Below are 19035 nucleotides of genomic sequence, written 5' to 3'. Positions count from 1 at the left end.
TCGCCAGAATGAGAGAATAGAGATATGGCAGACACCATCAACACCGATAGCCCAGCTGAAGCCACCAACGTCCAGGCGGCGCAGGTCTCACGTTCCAATGAGAACCGGTCAACGACGCCCAGCTCAGAGGGGTTCCAGAGCTATATCTCCAGTGGCTGGGCCGATCGAGAAGATACGCTTCCACCGGCACGCGAGCAGGCACCGTTCGCTGCCGCGCGCCGCGACCGTATCTCAGCGCTCTACCTGGGCCAGCGCCTGATCATTCCTGCCGGCCGTTTGAAGCAGCGCTCAAACGACTGCGACTACGCCTTCCGCGCCCACTCGGCTTTCTCGTACCTCACCGGCTGGGGCAGCGACTCAGAGCCAGGCGCGATCCTGGTTCTCGAGCCCACAGAGACGGGCCACGACGCCACCCTGTACTTCCGTGAACGCGCCGGACGTGAATCAAGCGAGTTCTACGCCAACTCCTCCATCGGTGAATTCTGGATCGGTGCCCGTCCCTCCATCGCGCAGGTCGCCAGCGACCTCGGTATCAACGTGCGCGGCATCGCTGACTTCGACCTGGTGCTCGGTGCGATCGACAGCTCAACGCTCGTCGTGCGCGAATCAGACCCCGAGTTGACCGCACTCATCGACGATGCCCGCATCCGCTTCGCTGCAGAGAAGGCGCTGAGCAACAACGCGAGCGACTCCCCCTTCAGCCTCGAAGTGAACTCAGAGCACGAACCTGATGGCATCCTCGCCCGCGACCTGTCCGAGCTGCGCCTGGTGAAGGACTCGTACGAGATCGAGCAGATGCGCCTGGCCGTCAATGCGACTGCGCTCGGCTTCACCGACGTGATCAGCGATTTGCCGCGTTCGAGCAGCCACGCTCGTGGTGAACGTCTCGTCGAGGGTGTCTTCAACACCCGTGCCCGTGTGGAGGGCAACACCGTCGGCTACGACACCATCGCCGCCTCTGGCCCGCACGCCTGCATCCTGCACTGGACCACGAACGATGGCCCGGTCGTTCCCGGCGACCTCATCCTGATCGACGCCGGCGTCGAGGTCGACAGCTACTACACCGCTGACATCACGCGCACGCTGCCCGTCAACGGTACGTTCACCGACGTGCAGCGCCGCATCTACGATGCCGTGCACGAGGCAGCGGATGCCGCATTCGCTGTCGTGCGCCCCGGCGCGATCTTCCGCGAGGTACATGCCGCCGCCATGGAGGTCATCGCCCGCAAGACAGCAGAATGGGGAATCCTGCCTGTCTCGGCCGAAGACGCACTCAAGCCGGAGAACGGTCAGCACCGCCGCTACATGGTGCACGGAACGAGCCACCACCTCGGCATCGATGTGCACGACTGCGCCCAGGCTCGTCGCGACATGTACATGGACGGCGTGATCGAGCCAGGAATGCTCTTCACGATTGAGCCTGGCCTGTACTTCCAACTCGACGACCTCACTGTCCCGGCCGAGTTCCGCGGCATCGGTGTGCGTATCGAAGACGACATCCTCGTCACAGCTGACGGTGCCGAGAACCTGTCGGCCCACATCCCGCGTTCTTCGTCTGATGTCGAGGCCTGGATCGCGAGCCTGAGCTAACTAACTCTTCGGGCGTATTCCTCACGCGAAATCGGAGTTGTGGTCGTTATCCAGAGGTTATAACCACCACAACTCCGATTTCGCGTTAAGAACTTGTCAGTTGGCTCGCCGCGCGGTTCGGGTTGACCTGATCGCGAGCAGGCACGCTGCAACCGCGAGAACAAGCAGCACGGTGTTCGTGATGAGCGCCGCATGGAGAGCTGATGCGGGGCTCGACCCGCTGGCTATCTGACTCACGAAGATTGCACCGAGGATTGCCGGACCCAGTGCAGCCCCGGTTTGACGCAGCACGGTGTTCGCCGCTGAGGCCATGCCGGCCTGCTGCCATGGGACAGCATTGATGGCTACGACTGAGACCGGGGTCAGCATCAGCGAGAGCGAGATCCCGAAGATCGTCAAGCGCCAGACCAGGTCTGCGAAGCCGGTGCTTTCGTCAACGTTTGTCAGTAGCAGAATCGCAACGGCGGAGAGAGCAAGGCCGCCCGAGAGCAGAACGAGCGGCGTGATCCGCGCCATGAGCTTCGCCACCAGCGGGTTCACCAGGGCAGCAACTCCAGTCACGAAGACCAGTCGCACCCCGATATCAAGAGAAGACTGGTGCTGAACTGAGCCGAGAAAGACGCTCAGCAAAAACATCGTGCCGACCACGGAGAACAGCGCGACAAGCGCGGCGAAGCCCGCAGCAGAGAAAGCGGCCGAGCGAAATAGCTTGAGGTCCATCAGCGGAGCCGTTGACCTCGATTCGATGACGATGAACGCGATGACGGCGGCTGCGCCGAAAGCCAAGCCAAGGATGGCCTGGACGGAGCCCCAGCCGAGTGACCCACCTTCGATGACGCCGTAGATCGTCGCCGCGATAGCAATTGCTCCAGCGATTTGTCCTGGCCAATCGAGCTGTCGTCCGTCCGGATTCTTGGATTCCGGAAGGCGGAGGTGCGCGAAAATGCCTGCGATGAGGGCCAGAACGACGATGGGGGCAAAGATCCAACCCCAGCCGGCGAACTGCAGAATCACGCCGGATGCCAGAGGGCCCACTGCCAGCCCGAGCACCATGCCGGTCGCCCACATTCCGACGTAGCGTCCCCGTTCCTTCGGATTGGGCACCGCATACGCGATCAGGGCAAGCGTGGTCGGTAGCAAAAGTCCGGCTCCCAGGCCAGAGACGGCCTGGCCCGCCCAGAGTACGTAGATTGCCGCAGCACCGGCAAGGCTGGCAAGTCCGGCGACGACCGCGCCGACCGCAGTGAGGATCATCCCGAGTGAGTAAACACGCCTGCGGCCATGGATATCTCCGAATACGCCTGCAGACAGCACAGCGGCCGCCATAGGAATGATGTACGCATCGGTGACCCATTGGAGTTCTGGGGTACTCGCACCTGTCGCTCGGCTGATGGTGTCCAATGACACGCTGACACCGGTGATCGGCACATAGGTTACGAAGATGCCCAGCACGGCGAGTCCGATCGTGACGCCGAACCGGCTCTGCCCCGCGGGGAAAACAGTGGGGGCTGACTCCGCTGGATGAGTGTAGTTGCTCAAATTAATGCTCCTCTTGGAAAACCTGATTGATTATGTTTATGAAAACATACAACCCTCGAACGATAGGATGCAACCATGGCTGCGCGCGAAGAACCAATCACCGACGAGAATCTGGCCGACTTTGCAGATGCGATCCGTGAGATCGCACGTCAGCTGGCATTGAGCCGTGAGGATTTGCGAGAGATCGGCTCGTTGACGGGAACTGAGGTCGCTGTTATTCGCGAGGTTCACCGATCCACGCGCATCAGCCCGACCAGGCTCGCGGCAGCCACGGGACTCAAGCGCAGCAATGTCAGCACGGCGATCCGCTCGCTCGAAGCCCGCGGGCTTCTTGAGCGACGTACCGCAGAAGGCAACGACCGCTCAGTCGAATTGGTCGCCACTCAGCTGGCAACCGAGAACCTGCAGCGCATGCGAAGCATCTGGTCTGAGAAGCTGCGCCGGGTTCCCGAGCCGCTTGTCACCGACGGGGTGCGGGCGACATCCGCTCTCCGAGATCTCGCCAAGTACTTCGCTTCACACCCGGCGTAGGCCGCTACGTGGCGACACCGGCCGGCACACGCGAAATCGGAGTTGTGGTCGTTATCCAGAGATAATAACGACCACAACTCCGATTTCGCGTTAAGCGGTTAGCTCTGCGCAGGGGTTCCGTTGGCGTCGGGCGCATCGGTTGGCGGGGAAGCCGCGGGCGGCGCGTCCGTCGGCGCATCGACCGGCGGCGTGACGGGCGCAGCGGGCGGAGGAGTCGTCGGCGGAACGAAGGCACGCGGAGGATCTGACGGGTGCGGTGCAGACTCTGTGGGGTGCGCAGCGGCCTCGGTTGCCGCGTGTCCGGCAAGCACGTTGCGAGCGCGGTTGACCAGGCCGGATTCCACGATCACCTGATAATTCGCGGCGACCACCTGCATGGTCGAGGTGAAGTCGCGACGACGACGGTTAACCGCATAGCTGACCAGCCCGAACATCATGCCGAAGCCGGCACCGATGAGTACAGCGGCGAGCACGAACGGCAGCCCAGCACCGTCTGGCGAGAAGATGAAGAAGAGCAGTCCGAAGAACACACCGAGCCAGGCACCGGATGCCGCACCAGCGAGCGCAACGCGACCCCAGGTGAGCTTGCCGGTCACTCGCTCCACGCTTTTCATGTCGTTGCCGATGATCGACAACTGCTTCACGGGGAAGTCGGCCTTGGCCAAAGTATCGACCGCGGCCTGCGCCTCGACATAGGTTTCATATGTTGCAACGACGTCGCCCTTGGGTAGCGCTGGAAAGAGTGCCTGGTTGCGGCCGCCGAATGCCCTCTGATTGCTCATAACCCCATTCTTCCACGGGGTCAGGAAAACTCAGGCGCGTGGCCTAGATTTGTAACTGTGAGTGCCTCCAGAGTTTTCGTCGCCCGTTTGGCCGGGTGCACCGTCTTCGACCCCGCGGGTGACCGCGTGGGTAAGGTGCGCGACGTACTGGTCGTCTATCGAAAAAGCGACTCGCCAACGGTTGTCGGCCTCATCGTCGAAATTCCCGGAAAGCGCCGCGTCTTCCTGCCCATCGGGCGGGTGACGAGCATCGGCAGCGGCCAGATCATCACGACAGGCCTCATCAACGTGCGTCGGTTCGAGCAGCGCGGGGGTGAAGTTCGCGTGATCGCCGAGATGCTCGGCCGCAAGGTCATCTTCAACGACGGCTCCGGCGAAGCGACCGTCGAAGATGTCGCCATCGAAGAAACCGACCAGGGCGAGTGGGAGATCAGCCAGCTCTTCGTTCGCCGTCCGAAGACCAGCCCGTCACCCTTCGCCAAGGGTGCGACAGTCTTCACCACCTGGGCAGATGTACGCGAGAAGCCGACTGCCGGCGAAGCCCAGTCAGCCGAGCAGCTCATCGCCACATACTCAGACCTCAAGCCGGCCGACCTCGCTAACACCCTGCTCGACCTGCCACAGGAGCGCATGTTCGAGGTCGCTGGCGAGCTCTCTGACGACCGTCTGGCTGATGTCCTTGAAGAGATGCCAGAAAGCGAACAGGTCGGCATCCTCGCCAACCTCGGCGACGCTCGTGCGGCCGACGTGCTCGACCACATGCAGCCGGACGACGCGGCCGACCTCATCGCGCAGCTTCCAGAAGAACGCGGCGAGCAGCTGCTCGGCCTCATGGAGCCAGAAGAAGCCGACGATGTGCGCTTCCTGCTCTCCTACGCGCCAGACACCGCAGGCGGACTGATGACGACAGAGCCGATCATCGTGTCGGCCGACGCCACTGTCGCCGAAGGACTCGCTCTCATCCGCCGCCACGACCTGGCTCCGGCCCTTGGCGCCGCCATTTGCGTCACTCTGCCGCCGTACGAGCCTCCGACCGGCAGGTTCCTGGGCATGGTGCACTTCCAGCGGATGCTGCGCTACCCGCCCCACGAACGCCTGGGCACGCTGCTTGACGCCGGTCTAGAACCCGTGACCGCCGACACGTCAGCTGCAGAAGTGTCCCGCATCCTTGCAAGCTACGACCTGGTCTCAGTGCCGGTCGTCGATGACAACCACCGACTCGTCGGGGTGGTGACCATTGATGATGTTCTCGATTTTCTACTGCCAGACGACTGGCGAAGTCAGGACGGCAACGACGACGTGCGAAGGCGCGCGGCAGCCAGAAACCAGCTAAAGACAGGCAGTATTCCGCTTCCGGGCGGATCGACACCCGCAGCCCCCGCACAGGGCGGCCGGATGCTACGGGGAAGGAGGAGCACCAATGGCACGAGCTAGCAAGTCGGATATTCGCCTCGACGCACCGAAGGGCCTGCGGACCAACTCCCTCGTCGGCCGCAGCGGCGGCAGCGACAGGTTCGGTCGCTTCACCGAGTCCATCGCCCGCGGTATGGGCACGCCCTGGTTCCTCGCCGGTCTGACGCTCTTCACCATCGCCTGGATCTGCTGGAACACCCTGGCGCCAGAGCACCTGCGGTTTGACTCAGCGGCCCTCGGCTTCATCGCACTCACTCTCGTGCTCTCCCTGCAGGCGTCATACGCCGCGCCCATGATCCTGTTGGCACAGAACCGACAGGATGATCGCGACCGCGTGCAGATCGAGCAGGATCGCCAGCGCGCCGAGCGCAACCTGGCTGACACCGAATACCTCGCTCGCGAGGTCGTCGCCCTGCGCCTGGCCATCAAAGACATGGCGTCGAAGGACTTCATTCGTGCCGAACTGCGCACGCTGATCGAGCAGCTCGACCAGCGCGAGCACACCGAGCACACCGGCGCGGGTCAGTCCGACCCCGCCGAGCGTAGTAGAGGACGCAATCGTGCCGGCGCAGAATGAGTCAACGCCACTAGCTGACATCGCGGCGCTCATCGAACGGGTACGTACAGCGCTGGCTCGCGTGAACGACCCTGAGATCAGAAAACCCATCACCGAGCTCGATATGGTGGCGTCTGTCGACGCCGACGCTTCTGGGAGCGTGACCGTCGGCATCCGTCTGACGATTGCCGGATGCCCGGCCGCCGATCGCATCGAGCGCGACGTGCTGGCCGCCGCGGAGTCAGTCGCCGGCGCGGGTAACGCAGCCGTCGACGTCACAGTGATGACCAGGGAGCAGCGCCAAGCGCTGACCGAGAAGCTGCGCGGAGGCAAGGCCGCTCGCGGCGTGCAGTTCGGGCCTGACTCGCTGACGCGGGTCTACGCCGTCACCAGCGGCAAGGGCGGCGTCGGCAAGTCGACGATCACCGCGAATCTCGCCGTTGCCCTCGCGGCCAAGGGCCTCAAGGTCGGCATCGTCGATGCTGATGTCTATGGTTTCTCGATCCCCGGCCTGCTCGGACTCGACGGGGTGAAGCCGACCCAGGTCGGCGACATGATCCTGCCGCCCATCGCGCACAACGTGAAGGTCATCTCGATCGGCATGTTCGTCGATGACCCCTCGGTGGCCGTCGCCTGGCGTGGGCCGATGCTGCACCGCACAATCCAGCAGTTTTTGACGGATGTCTACTTCGGCGATCTTGACGTGTTGCTGCTCGACCTGCCGCCAGGTACGGGCGACGTCGCCATCTCGGTCGGGCAGTTGCTGCCGAACGCCGAGGTCATCGTCGTCACCACACCGCAGCCCGCTGCAGCGGATGTCGCCGAGCGCAGTGGCATCGTCGCGCGCCAGACGGGTCAGAAGCTCTACGGTGTCATCGAGAACATGGCAGGCCTGCCCCAGGCCGATGGAACAGTACTTGAGTTGTTCGGTTCAGGCGGCGGCGCAGAGGTGGCCAGGCGACTGAGCGCCAGCCAGGACACTCCGGTTCCACTGCTCGCCCAGGTACCGCTCAGCGTCGCTCTGCGCAGTGGAGGAGACGACGGGGCACCCGTCGTGCTCGCCGACCCCGCAGACCCCGCCAGCGTCGCCATCCAGGCCGTCGCCGATACGTTGGCGACACGGGCACGGGGCCTGTCGGGGCTCAGCCTGTCTGTGACACCCCGGTAGAAGGCGACGACTTACATGTCACGGCGCTGGTGCAGTGCTCGTGACGTCGCTGTGCTTTCGGCCGTCGCTGCGCTTTCGGCCGTCGTACTGGTCCTGACAGCGTGCACTCCCGTGTCGCCTGCACCGCCTGCGCCCGACGAAGAGCTTCCTGCCGGCATCAGCGTGCGCGTGTTCCAGTCTCGGTTCGACTATGCGTCCCGCACCCTCAAGGTGAGCGTTACGAACGACGGCAACTCTGACCTTGATCTGCGTGATGCCGCATTCAGCTCGCCGTACTTCGCGGGCCAGACACACTATGGCGATGACCTCGTGCTCTCCCCCGGCATGACCCGCGACCTGCCCGTCGTGCTGCCCAGCCCCGTGTGCAGCACGGCCGGAGAGGCCAGTGGGGCACCAGATCCTGCAACCGTGGTGCTCACGTGGCAGGATCCGGACGGGCGAGTGCTCAGCACATCCGTCACCCCGCGAGACGACACCGATGTGCTCGCCCAGATTCTGGCCGAGGAGTGCCTGGCTGAAGCTGTGCGGGCGGTAGCGAGCATCGCGGTCGGCGATGAGCTCCGGATTGATGACGGCGACGGTAAGCCCATGGCCCGGGTCGACATCACGATCGCCCCGACCGGCGCAGCGGGAACCCTCACGCTCACCGGGGTGCGCAGCACCGTGCTGCTGGCGCCCACGACGGGAGAGAGCTGGCCGCTCAGCGTCGCGCTCACCGCCGATTCGCAACCGCTCACCGTCGCCCTCGACCTGCGGCCGACCAGATGCGATCCGCATGCCATCGCGGAAGACAAACGCGGAACCGTTTTTCCACTTGAGCTGAGTGCGTCCAGCACCGATCTGGGCACGCGTTCGGGCCTCATCGACGTGACGGTGTCCGACCACGTGCGGAGCCAGATCTACGACTGGATCACCCAGTACTGCAACTCGTGATCAGAGAGGCCGAGCCCCTGTGGGTCAGCTGACCTAGACTGGCTCGCATGGCAGCCTCTCCGCTCGATCACACGCTCATTGCCGAACTTGATCGCGAGATCAACTCGACTTCAGGACTCACCGTGCCCGTCATCGCACCGTTCAGCGGCCAAGTGCTGCACGAGCTGCCGACAAGCAGCACGACAGACGTCGAGAACTCCTACGGCCGAGCACGCCTCGCGCAGCTCAGCTGGGCCCGTGCAGGGTTCGCGCATCGACGTGCAGTGCTGCTGCGCGCCCATGACCTGATTCTCGAGCGCACAGAGCTGCTCCTTGACCTGATGCAGTCCGAAACGGGCAAGACCCGCGGCCAGGCATTCGAAGAGGTCTTCCAGGCCGTCAGCGTGACCCGATACAACGCGCTCGCAGCTCATGCCACGTTGAAGGGCAGGCGCCGCCGTTCGAGCCTCCCGACGGTTGTCCAAACTCGCGTGCGTTACAGCCCGAAGGGTGTCGCTGGGGTCATCACACCGTGGAATTACCCCCTCAGCCTGGCTGCAATGGATGTCGTTCCCGCCCTCGCTGCCGGCTGTGGCGTCGTGCAGAAGGCCGACAACCAGGGCGCCCTGAGCATCCTGGCCCTGCGGAGCGCCTTCATCGAGGCCGGGGTGCCTGCCGAGCTGTGGGCCGTCGTCACGGGTGACGGCAACGAGATCGGTGGCGCTGTCACCGCGAGCGCAGACTACATCTGCTTCACCGGCTCGACGGCGACCGGCAAGCGGGTTGCCGCCCAGGCTGCGGAGAACCTCATCGGTGTCTCCCTCGAGCTCGGCGGTAAGAACCCGCTGATCGTGCTCGACGATGTCGACGTGAAGAAGGCGGCGAAGGATGCCGCGTACGCCTGCTTCTCATCGATGGGACAGCTCTGCGTCTCGATCGAGCGCATCTACGTAGAGCGTTCGGTCGCCGATGCCTTCACCGCCGAATTCGCCGCTGTCGTCTCGGCGTTGAAGCTCGGCCGCTCGTTCGACTACTCAACAGATGTCGGGTCGCTGACCAGCCAGGCCCAGCTTGAACGGGTGTCTGCCCACGTCGAGAACGCTGTGTCCCTCGGTGCAACCGTGTTGGCAGGCGGCAAGCCGCGGCCCGATATCGGACCGCTGTTCTACGAGCCGACGATTCTCACCGATGTCACCGAAGAGATGGACTGCTTCGCCCACGAGACATTTGGACCTGTCGTCTCGATCTCCGTCGTCGACTCCGACCAGGAGGCGATCATCGCGGCCAACAGCAGCGAGTACGGCCTCAACGCCTCTGTGCTGTCCGGATCGACGACTCGGGCGATGCGGGTCGCCACGGCTCTCGAGGCTGGCAGCGTCAACATCAACGAGGGCTACCGCGGCTCGTTCTCGTCGGTAGCTGCCCCCATGGGCGGTGTGAAGAACTCGGGCCTTGGCCGTCGGAACGGTCCTGAGGGTCTGCACCGCTTCGTCAACCCGATCACGATCTCGCGGGCAACCGGCTTCGTCCAACTTCCCCGCACCGGGCAGGAGTTCGCGCAGCTGACCGGCACGATGATCCTCATGGCCAAGGTCTTGAAGGCGCTACGCCGCCGCTAACGACAGTTATGGCGCCGCAGCGCTAGGTGGCCTCTGAGTCGAACGGAGCGGGCTCAGCGGCCGCCAGAGCGCCCTCACGCGCCCGCTTGCGCTGAAGGTAGGCACCATTGGGGTTCGGCGTCGCCCGAGAGATCGTCGTCGCTGTTGCTGCGGTACCGACCGCACCGGCAGCAGGGTCATCGTCGAGCAGCGCTTCACGGATGATCCGGCGCGGGTCGTACTGACGCGGGTCGAGCTTCTTCCAGTCGACATCGTCGAAGTCAGGGCCCATCTCGTCGCGCATGCGATCTTTGGCGCCGTTGGCCATGTCACGGAGCTGGCGAACGAGCTGGGCGAACTTTGCGGCATATTGCGGCAATTTTTCGGGTCCAAGCAGGAAGACGGCAATGATCCCAATCACCAGGACCTTCTCGAAAGTCAACCCGAACATCCCCTCAGGATAACCCGCGGCGAGGCTTCCCCGCGCCAGACCCCAGCCAGCCGTAAGGTAGTGCTAATCATCTACTGGAGTCGCACTGTGTCTGACAAAGAACTGAACTGGAAATTCGCCGACGATTTCATCGTCGAGACCGAGGCCATCACCCGTGCGCGCCAACAGTCACTCGAGCTCGGAGTCGACGCAATCTCGCCAGCCGTCGGAGCCCAGACAGCTGTCATCGCCGCTGCCTCCGGCGCCCAGAACATCCTCGAGGTCGGAACGGGAACCGGTGTGTCCGGCCTGTGGCTGTTGTCGGGCGCACCAGCGGCAACCCTGACGTCCATCGACAATGAAATCGATCACCAGCAGCACGCCAGGATCAGCTTTGCCGAGGCCGGAATCATGGCCAATCGCATCCGCCTGATCACCGGCAAAGCCGGCGAGGTACTGCCACGGATGAACGAGAACTCATACGACATCGTCTTCATCGACGCAGATCCGCAATCGGTCATCGAATATGTCGAACACGGATTGCGACTCACCCGACCGGGCGGAACCGTTCTTGTCGCTCACGCCCTGTGGCGCGGACGTGTTGCCGATCCTGCCCAGCGCGACGAGGTGGCAACCGGCTTCAGGACCCTGCTCACCGAGATTGCAGCATCAGGCGCGGTCGTCAGCGCTCTCTCGCCCGTGGGCGACGGGCTGCTGCAGATGACCAAGCGCGCGTAGCAGGGCGGCAGTCACAGCTGGCCTTGAGCCGTGCGGCCTCGCTTTTAAACAGCAAACGGCTGTGCAGCCCAAGCTGCACAGCCGTTTGAAAAAGGCTATTTGGTGAGGCCCACTACCCCAGCGAGCGCATCGTGAAGCTCAAGTGCCTCAGCGTCGTTCACAGAGACGACGAGTCGCCCTCCCCCCTCGAGCGGTACACGCACGATGATGAGGCGCCCCTCCTTTACAGCCTCCATTGGCCCGTCTCCGGTCCTTGGCTTCATGGCCGCCATGAACTCCCCTTTCATTCGTGTTTGATCCCATTATCGACCATTTCTCGCCTAGACAATAATCACGGCGGTGTCCAATCGGCCCCGTCGACCCCCCAACAGATCAAGAGCCAGACCCACTGCCCCCCGATTGAGGCTAAGACGAGGAATACCCGGTAGAGCGTATTTCGAGGCTGTGCGAGGGCCCCAAGCAACGGAAACATGGGCATCAGCAACCGGAATGTACTCGACTGCGGGAAGAACACGGCGAGCAAATAGAGCGCGTAGCTGAGCAACCAGAACCGCAGGTCAACGCCGAGACGTCTGACAGCCGGCAGAAACAGTGTTACGGCGAAGAGCACGATCACGACGCCTACCAGGATGATCCCCTGCGGCATCCCAAACCACCAGACACCGCTTTGGAACCACGCAGTGAACGGAATGAGTTCTTGATAGCCGATGTAAGCGGAACGCCAGGCCAGTTCGGTCTCGAGGTACGCGGTGATCGATCCGGTGGCCAGCGCGGCAACCCCGAGCCAGGCCAATCCCATCAGCCCGCTGAAGACGGTGACGGATGCCGCGAGCACCCGCTCGCGCACCGGGAACGGATCGCGCTCCCTGGTGAACCATCTATGTGCCGTGTGTAGGCCGAGGGCCAGGGCGAACGCCAGCCCGCTCGGCCTGGTGAGTGCCATCACCGCGATCACGGGGAAGAGCAGCCCGTAGTGCCGCTCGACGAGCATGAGCAGGGCGAGGGCAAGGAAGAACAGGTACATCGACTCTGCGTAACCGAACTGCAGGATGGGCGAGAGCGGTGCAACGCAAAACAGCACGACGGAAAACAGCGCTGTCGATGCAGGCAAGAACCTGATCATCAGACGGTAGAACACCAGCGCAGTGCCCACGCTGAACGCCAGCGACACGAAGACCGCAAGCGGATTCCACGGCAAGCCAGTGACAAGCATCAGCATCCTGACGATCACCGGGTATGCGGGCATGAATGCCCAGGCGTTCTCACCGACTTCGCCCCCTGCGGTCAGGGGCAATTCGGAGGGATAACCGCCGACGGCAACGATGTTGTACCAGCGACCATCCCACATGTTCGCGAAGTCAACGTATGAGGGGTGAGCGCCCGTCCACGCGTTGGCGCCCTGCGCGCTCGCCAATATCAGCACCAGAGTGGTTGTCACAAGCCGAGAGAGTGCCCAGACGCCGAGCACACGAGCCCACCAGGGAGTCAGTCGATAGCGAACCCGCCAGGAGACGGGAAGCACGCTGCTCACACGCTGGCGGTGAGCCACGACCTCAACGCGTTCTCACACTCAGTGATCTGGCTGAGTGCGACCCGTTCATCGTCGGCGTGCGCCTTCAGCGGGTCGCCAGGGCCATAGTTGACCGCAGGGACACCGAGCGCTGAGAAGCGCGCAACATCGGTCCATCCGTACTTGGGGCGGGCCTCGGCGCCAACGGCTGCGAGGAATTCCTGGGCGAGCGGGGCATCCAGGCCAGGCCTGGCGCCCTCGGCCTTGTCGACGACGGTGATGTCGTAACCGGGGAAGAGTTCGTCGAGGTGAGCGAGTGCCTCGGCCACACTGCGGCTCGGCGCGAATCGGTAGTTCACGTGCACCATGCACTCGTCTGGAATGACGTTTCCAGCGATGCCGCCCGTGATACCGACGGCGTTCAGCCCTTCGCGGTACACCAGGCCCTCGACCTCGACCTCTCGTGGCTGGTATGCGGCCAGGATGTCGAGGATCGGCGCTGCCTTGTGGATGGCGTTCTCGCCCACCCAGCTGCGAGCCGAGTGCGCCCGCTTGCCGAAGGTGCGGATCTCCACGCGCACGTTGCCATTGCAGCCGCCCTCGACCTGGCTGTTGCTCGGCTCACCGAGGATGGCGAAGTCACCGGCGAACAGATCGGGTCGGTTGCGCGCCAGACGGCCGAGGCCGTTGAGGTCTGCTGAGACTTCCTCGTGGTCGTACCACATCCAGGTGATGTCGACGGCGGGCTCAACGAGTTCGGCAGCGAGCTTGAGCTGCACGGCGACGCCGGCCTTCATGTCGACGGTGCCACGGCCCCAGAGGTAATCGACACCGTCGATCGTCTCGTAGCGAGTCGGCAGGTTCTTATTCACCGGAACCGTGTCGATGTGACCTGCGATCACGACGCGGTTCTCACGACCCAGATTGGTTCTGGCGACGATCGTGTCGCCGTCGCGAATGATCTCGAGGTGCGGCGAGTCGGCGAGAGCTGCGACGATGGCATCCGCCAGCCCGGTTTCGTTTCCGGACACCGACTCCATGTCACAAATGACCTGCGTCAGTTCGATCGAACCGAGTGTCAGATCGAGGGGCGGCATGGTGACGGTTGACTCGGTATTCTCAGGCACCCTACTAATCTAGATGCATGGCTGCCACACCCACCTCCGTGACCCCCGTTTCCACCGAATCGCACTCAAGCGCATGGGGCTACGGGCTCGCAACAATCGCGGGTGACGGCACAGTGCTCGATACCTGGTACCCCACGCCTCGACTGGGTTCGCTGCCTGAAGATCGTGAGCGCTGGATCGTGCCGGCCGAGCTCGAAGAGCTGTCGGGCGAGGATGCCAGGCGCAACGTCCGCCTCGAGGCGATCACCACCCAAATCGACCTGGATGCCGCACCGGCAAGCACCCCTGACGTCTACCTCCGCCTGCACCTGCTCTCGCACCTGCTTGTGCGCCCGAACACCATCAATCTCGATGGCATCTTCGGCCACCTTCCCTCGGTCGTCTGGACCAATGCAGGCCCGATCCTGCCCTCTGATTTCGACAGTCTCCGTCCGATGTTGCAGCGTGCTGGAATCCAGGCATCCGGAATCGACAAGTTCCCGCCGCTGTTGAACTACGTCACCCCGGATCGCGTCCGCATCGCCGATGCTTCGCGCGTTCGCCTCGGAGCGCACCTCGCCCCAGGCACCACTGTCATGCACGAGGGCTTCGTCAACTTCAACGCCGGCACGCTCGGCTCCTCGATGATCGAAGGCAGAGTGTCTCAGGGCGTCGTTGTCGGTAACGGATCAGACATCGGCGGCGGCGCGTCGATCATGGGCACGCTGTCAGGTGGCGGCTCCCAGCGGGTCGCAATCGGTGAGCGCGCGCTGCTCGGTGCCAATTCAGGCATCGGCATCTCGATCGGTGATGACACTGTCGTTGAGGCTGGCCTCTATGTTACGGCCGGTACCAAGGTTGTGCTGCTCGACGAGTCACGCACAGCCGATGGCGCCCGTCGTTCGGTCAAGGCAGTTGAACTCTCCGGCGTGCCGAACCTGCTCTTCCGTCGCAACTCACTCACCGGAGCCGTGGAGGTACTCCCTCGCAGCGGAACGGGTGTCGTATTGAACGACGCACTGCACGCATAGCGTAACGTCGGGGGGCAGACGTCTCGCAGAGCCAACACGGGCCCCGCGCAGGAGTCAAAACAGGTCCCGCCAGCACAGCACAGCACAGCACAGCACAGCACAGCACAGCACACGTAATCACGAAGGAGTGATGATGGGAACTGACGCACCGCGAAGCAAGAAGCACCGGCGATTCACGCCGGTGCTCATCTCTCTGAGTGTTGTAGGGATCCTCGTGGTGATCGCGGGTGGTGTCGGCGTCTGGACTGTCACGCGGTCGTTCCCGACGCTGAGCGGTGAGATCGCTGTTCCCGGACTTGGCTCCGATGTGACGGTTTATCGTGACGATGCCGGCATCCCCCAGATCGTGGCGCAGAGCTCGAGCGATCTGTTCAGGGCCCAGGGGTACGTACATGCCCAGGACAGGTTCTGGGAAATGGACTTCCGCCGGCACGTCACATCTGGCCGCCTGGCCGAGCTGTTCGGTGAAAGCCAGGTGGACACCGATGTCTTCGTCAGGACCCTGGGCTGGCGCGCGATCGCCGAGCAGGAGGTTGCGCTGCTCGACCCGGTGACGCTCGGCTATTACCAGGCGTATGCCGATGGCGTGAATGCTTACCTCGACACACATTCAGGTGCTGACCTCTCTCTGGAATACGCAGTGCTCGACCTCCAGAACTCCGGATACACACCAGAGAAGTGGACACCGGCCGATTCGGTGGCCTGGTTGAAGGCGATGGCCTGGGACCTCAGATCAAATCTCGACGACGAGATCGATCGTGCACTTCTCTCGACCGACATGTCAGCGAGTGACGTCGACGAGCTTCACCCCGCGTACTCCTGGGCAACGCAACCGACAATCGTCGGAGGGATGCCAGCGGTCGTGGCCGATCCGCTCCCGGATGCCGACGGTGAGGGCGAGAGCGAGACGGACTCCACCGGCATCGCTCTGGCACCACTCGGCGCCCCCCTGTCCACCCTCAGGGCAGCGCTGTCCAGCGTGCCGGAGCTCTTGGGCCCGGCTGGCGGTGGCATCGGATCAAACTCATGGGTGGTCTCCGGCACCCACACCGACACCGGCAAGCCGCTGCTTGCCAACGACCCGCACCTCGGACCAGCCCTTCCCTCCGTCTGGTACCAGGTGGGCCTCCGCTGCGCCACGCTCTCCGCCGACTGCCCTTTCGACGTCGCCGGCTATAGCTTCTCGGGTATGCCAGGCGTCATCATCGGGCATAACGCCAGGATCGCGTGGGGCCTGACCAATCTCGGGCCGGATGTCGCCGATCTGTACATGGAGAAAGTCACAGGCGACAGTTACGAGTACGACGGCGTGCAGAAGCCGTTGACCGTACGCAACGAGAAGATCAACGTCGCAGGCGGAGAGCCGGTGAAGATCGAGATCAGGTCGACCGAGCACGGTCCGATCGTCAGCGGTCTCGTCGGCACTCAGCTTGAACAGGTGTCAACCGAATATCCGGTGTCTGCCGAGATGCCCGACCTGGAGACCGCAGAGCCGGACCTGGCGGCGGATGGCGACGAGCCCACCTACGAGCTCGCGCTGCAGTGGACTGCGCTCACTCCCGGTGTGACGGCATCGGCGATCTTCTCGATCAATCTCGCCACTGACTGGGCCAGCTTTCGCGCGGCGGCCGCCCAGTTCGAGGTTCCGTCGCAAAACCTGATCTACGCGGATATCGACGGCAACATCGGTTACCAGGCGCCTGGCAGCATCCCCATCCGCAGAAGCGGCGACGGCACGCTTCCTGTGCCCGGCTGGACCAGCGAATACGGCTGGGAGGGAACAGTGCCCTTCGATCAGCTGCCGTCGCTGTACAACCCGCCAAGCGGGGTCATCGTCACGGCGAACAACGCTGTCGCCAGTGCTGAGTCCGAACTTTTCCTCACCGCCGATTGGGATGCCGGCTATCGGGCGACCCAGATCACCACCAGGATCCAGACGCTCATCGATTCAGGCACCCTACTGACGGCATCCGATATGAGTGACATCCAGGCCGACAACAGAAGTGCAATCGCCGCAGCCCTCGTACCGCATCTGCTCGCCATGGACACAACGCGCAGCTCTGCGACGACGTCGAAGGCCCAGGCGCTGCTCGACGGCTGGGACTTCTCTGTCGATGCAGATTCGGCGGCAGCGGCCTACTTCAACATCGTCTGGGCGACCCTGCTCGACGACATGTTCAGTTCACTGCCAGACGGTACGGCGCTCACCGGCAACGACCGATCGTTCCAGGTGGTGATCGGTCTCCTCGACAAGCCTGATTCGCCGTGGTGGACCAACACACGTACAGGAGTGACGGGCCGAGACGCCATACTCGGCCATGCAATGGAGGATGCAGCAGCAGAAGCAGCCGACCTGATGGGCCCGAGGCTGGAGACCTGGGAGTGGGGACGCATCCACACCCTCACCCTGGCCAACTCAAGCTTCGGCACGTCAGGCATTGGCCCGATCGAGTGGCTCTTCAACCGCGGGCCGTACGAGGTCGGTGGCGGGTCATCCGTGGTCAACGCCACCGCCTGGACCTCATCGGAGGGCTACACCGTCGACTGGGTGCCGTCGATGCGCCAGGTGATCAGCCTGGCCGACTTCGACTCGTCGACCTGGATCAACCTCACAGGGGCTTCTGGTCACGCTTATCACCCCAACTACACCGACCAGGCTCCGCTGTGGCAGAAGAATGCAACAAGGGACTGGCTGTTCAGCCAATCCCTTGTTGAAACGGCTTCGACGAACACTCTCGTCTTGACGCCGACCGAATCGCGCTAGCGCGTCGGGTAATCCCGTGCAGGCGAGCCGATATACAGCTGCTGCGGGCGGCCGATCTTGGTCGCGGGGTCTTCGTTCATCTCGCGCCAGTGACCGATCCAGCCCGGCAGGCGACCGATGGCGAACAGCACGGTGAACATCCGGGTCGGGAAGCCCATGGCCTTGTAGATGACGCCGGTGTAGAAATCGACGTTCGGGTAGAGCTTGCGCTCCTTGAAGTAGTCGTCGTTGAGCGCGTACTGCTCGAGCTCCATGGCGATGTCGAGCAGGTCGTCCTGCACACCGAGGGCTGCGAGCACCTCGTGGGCGCTCTCCTTGACCAGCTTGGCGCGCGGGTCGTAGTTCTTGTAGACGCGGTGACCGAAGCCCATGAGCTTGACGCCGGCTTCTTTGTTCTTGACCCGCTCGACGTACTTCGCGACACCCTCGCCTGATGCCTTGATGTCAGCGAGCATCGTGAGCACTGCCTCGTTGGCGCCACCATGCAGCGGGCCTGACAACGCGTTGATGCCGGCAGAGACCGAGGCGAACAGGTTGGCCTCGGTCGAGCCGACCAGGCGCACCGTCGACGTCGACGCATTCTGCTCGTGGTCTTCGTGCAGCATCAGCAGGCGCTCAAGCGCCTTGCTGACGACCGGGTTGACCTCGTACGGCGCAGCCAGGGTGCCGAAGTTCAGCTTGAGGAAGTTATCGACGAAGCTGAGCGAGTTGTCTGGGTACAGGAAGGCCTGTCCGATGCTCTTCTTGTGAGCGTATGCAGCCATGACCGGAAGCTTGGCGAGCAGGCGCACAGTGGCGATCTCGACGTGCTCTGGATTCTTCGGGTTCAGCGAATCCTGATAGTACGTCGACAGTGCCGACATGCCGGCCGACAGCACAGACATGGGGTGGGCGTTGTGCGGCAGGGCGCTGAAGAAGTGCTTGAGGTCTTCGTGCAGAAGCGTGTGGTGACGGATGCGGTGATCGAAGTCAGCCAGTTCGCTCTCGGTGGGCAGCTCGCCGTAGATGAGCAGCCATGCAGTCTCGAGGTAGCTCGAGTTGTGCGCGATCTGTTCGATCGGGTATCCGCGGTAACGCAGGATCCCGGCATCGCCGTCGATGTAGGTGATCGCTGACCGCGTTGCAGCGGTGTTCACAAACCCGTAGTCGAGGGTTGTCAGCCCCGTCTGACGAGTCAAGGTAGAAATATCGAGGCTTGATGCCCCATCAACACTCGACAGAATTGGAAATTCTGCAGTTCCACCTGGGTAGGTGAGTGTTGCCTTCTGCGGTTCATTGGACGGTGTTGCGACGTCGCTCACGGCGCCTCCCTGAATCTTTGAGCTGGCTGCTAGTGCCTGTTGGTCTGTAGCGGTACGCCGCAGAAC

Annotated in this window: 17 protein-coding genes; 10 read left to right on the top strand and 7 right to left on the bottom strand. The window is 63.4% G+C overall.

The features are described from left to right. Positions 1-24: 24 nt before the first annotated feature. Positions 25-1590 carry an aminopeptidase P family protein gene (locus ACMT3I_RS02900; protein WP_414802933.1) on the top strand — a complete coding sequence of 522 codons (1566 nt, stop codon included), beginning with the start codon at positions 25-27 and terminating at the stop codon, positions 1588-1590. 96 nt (positions 1591-1686) lie between these two features. Here ACMT3I_RS02900 and ACMT3I_RS02895 read toward each other — a convergent pair whose 3' ends face one another. Continuing rightward, positions 1687-3129 (bottom strand): MFS transporter, encoded by a 1443-nt coding sequence (locus ACMT3I_RS02895; RefSeq protein WP_414802932.1) that lies wholly within the window; start codon positions 3127-3129, stop codon positions 1687-1689. Positions 3130-3204: 75 nt separating this feature from the next. On the opposite strand from ACMT3I_RS02895, the gene ACMT3I_RS02890 reads away from it, so the two are divergent. Beyond that, the gene (locus ACMT3I_RS02890; protein WP_414802931.1) at positions 3205-3660 is read left to right on the top strand and encodes a MarR family winged helix-turn-helix transcriptional regulator; all 456 of its coding nucleotides are present in this window, start codon (positions 3205-3207) and stop codon (positions 3658-3660) included. A gap of 98 nt (positions 3661-3758) precedes the next feature. Here ACMT3I_RS02890 and ACMT3I_RS02885 read toward each other — a convergent pair whose 3' ends face one another. Further along, on the bottom strand, positions 3759-4442 hold the full coding sequence (locus ACMT3I_RS02885) for a general stress protein (RefSeq protein ID WP_414802930.1): 684 nt from the start codon (positions 4440-4442) through the stop codon (positions 3759-3761). A 57-nt stretch (positions 4443-4499) separates the two neighbouring features. Here ACMT3I_RS02885 and ACMT3I_RS02880 point away from each other — a divergent pair, with 57 nt between their 5' ends. The 5 genes from ACMT3I_RS02880 to ACMT3I_RS02860 are packed head-to-tail and all read left to right on the top strand — an operon-like array spanning position 4500 to position 10110. Further along, positions 4500-5876 (top strand): magnesium transporter MgtE N-terminal domain-containing protein, encoded by a 1377-nt coding sequence (locus tag ACMT3I_RS02880; protein ID WP_414802929.1) that lies wholly within the window; start codon positions 4500-4502, stop codon positions 5874-5876. Further along, a complete protein-coding gene (locus tag ACMT3I_RS02875; RefSeq protein ID WP_414802928.1) occupies positions 5863-6432 on the top strand; it encodes a DUF1003 domain-containing protein in 570 nt (189 codons plus the stop codon). The genes ACMT3I_RS02880 and ACMT3I_RS02875 overlap by 14 nt, the downstream gene beginning before the upstream one ends. After that, positions 6413-7579 (top strand): Mrp/NBP35 family ATP-binding protein, encoded by a 1167-nt coding sequence (locus ACMT3I_RS02870; RefSeq protein ID WP_414803521.1) that lies wholly within the window; start codon positions 6413-6415, stop codon positions 7577-7579. The genes ACMT3I_RS02875 and ACMT3I_RS02870 overlap by 20 nt, the downstream gene beginning before the upstream one ends. A 15-nt stretch (positions 7580-7594) precedes the next feature. Continuing rightward, entirely contained in the window at positions 7595-8512 is a 918-nt protein-coding gene (locus ACMT3I_RS02865) for a hypothetical protein (RefSeq protein WP_414802927.1), read from the top strand. Between the two features lie 47 nt (positions 8513-8559). Next, positions 8560-10110 carry a succinic semialdehyde dehydrogenase gene (locus ACMT3I_RS02860; RefSeq protein ID WP_414802926.1) on the top strand — a complete coding sequence of 517 codons (1551 nt, stop codon included), beginning with the start codon at positions 8560-8562 and terminating at the stop codon, positions 10108-10110. Positions 10111-10132: 22 nt separating this feature from the next. Here ACMT3I_RS02860 and ACMT3I_RS02855 read toward each other — a convergent pair whose 3' ends face one another. Further along, positions 10133-10540: a Sec-independent protein translocase TatB gene (locus tag ACMT3I_RS02855; RefSeq protein WP_414802925.1), complete on the bottom strand. Its 408-nt coding sequence runs from the start codon at positions 10538-10540 to the stop codon at positions 10133-10135. 87 nt (positions 10541-10627) lie between these two features. Here ACMT3I_RS02855 and ACMT3I_RS02850 point away from each other — a divergent pair, with 87 nt between their 5' ends. Then, positions 10628-11257: an O-methyltransferase gene (locus ACMT3I_RS02850; protein ID WP_414802924.1), complete on the top strand. Its 630-nt coding sequence runs from the start codon at positions 10628-10630 to the stop codon at positions 11255-11257. A gap of 95 nt (positions 11258-11352) precedes the next feature. Here ACMT3I_RS02850 and ACMT3I_RS02845 read toward each other — a convergent pair whose 3' ends face one another. From ACMT3I_RS02845 to dapE, 3 genes are read right to left on the bottom strand one after another with little or no spacing between them, the layout of a single operon-like run. Further along, positions 11353-11529 (bottom strand): DUF3117 domain-containing protein, encoded by a 177-nt coding sequence (locus ACMT3I_RS02845; protein WP_414802923.1) that lies wholly within the window; start codon positions 11527-11529, stop codon positions 11353-11355. Positions 11530-11588: 59 nt separating this feature from the next. Next, positions 11589-12779: a hypothetical protein gene (locus tag ACMT3I_RS02840; protein WP_414802922.1), complete on the bottom strand. Its 1191-nt coding sequence runs from the start codon at positions 12777-12779 to the stop codon at positions 11589-11591. Between the two features lie 5 nt (positions 12780-12784). Continuing rightward, positions 12785-13864: a succinyl-diaminopimelate desuccinylase gene (gene dapE, locus ACMT3I_RS02835; RefSeq protein ID WP_414803520.1), complete on the bottom strand. Its 1080-nt coding sequence runs from the start codon at positions 13862-13864 to the stop codon at positions 12785-12787. A gap of 47 nt (positions 13865-13911) precedes the next feature. Between dapE and dapD the strand changes: the two genes are divergently transcribed. Further along, positions 13912-14904, top strand: coding sequence for a 2,3,4,5-tetrahydropyridine-2,6-dicarboxylate N-succinyltransferase (dapD, locus tag ACMT3I_RS02830; protein WP_414802921.1), 993 nt, complete (start codon positions 13912-13914; stop codon positions 14902-14904). Between the two features lie 133 nt (positions 14905-15037). Then, a complete protein-coding gene (locus ACMT3I_RS02825; RefSeq protein ID WP_414802920.1) occupies positions 15038-17668 on the top strand; it encodes a penicillin acylase family protein in 2631 nt (876 codons plus the stop codon). Here ACMT3I_RS02825 and ACMT3I_RS02820 read toward each other — a convergent pair. Further along, positions 17665-18969: a citrate synthase gene (locus ACMT3I_RS02820; protein ID WP_414802919.1), complete on the bottom strand. Its 1305-nt coding sequence runs from the start codon at positions 18967-18969 to the stop codon at positions 17665-17667. The two genes, ACMT3I_RS02825 and ACMT3I_RS02820, sit on opposite strands and share 4 nt — an antisense overlap. Positions 18970-19035: the final 66 nt, after the last annotated feature.

Source organism: Leifsonia sp. A12D58 (assembly GCF_047530025.1).
Lineage (GTDB): Bacteria > Actinomycetota > Actinomycetes > Actinomycetales > Microbacteriaceae > Cryobacterium.
This window is presented reverse-complemented; position numbering and strand designations above follow the sequence as displayed.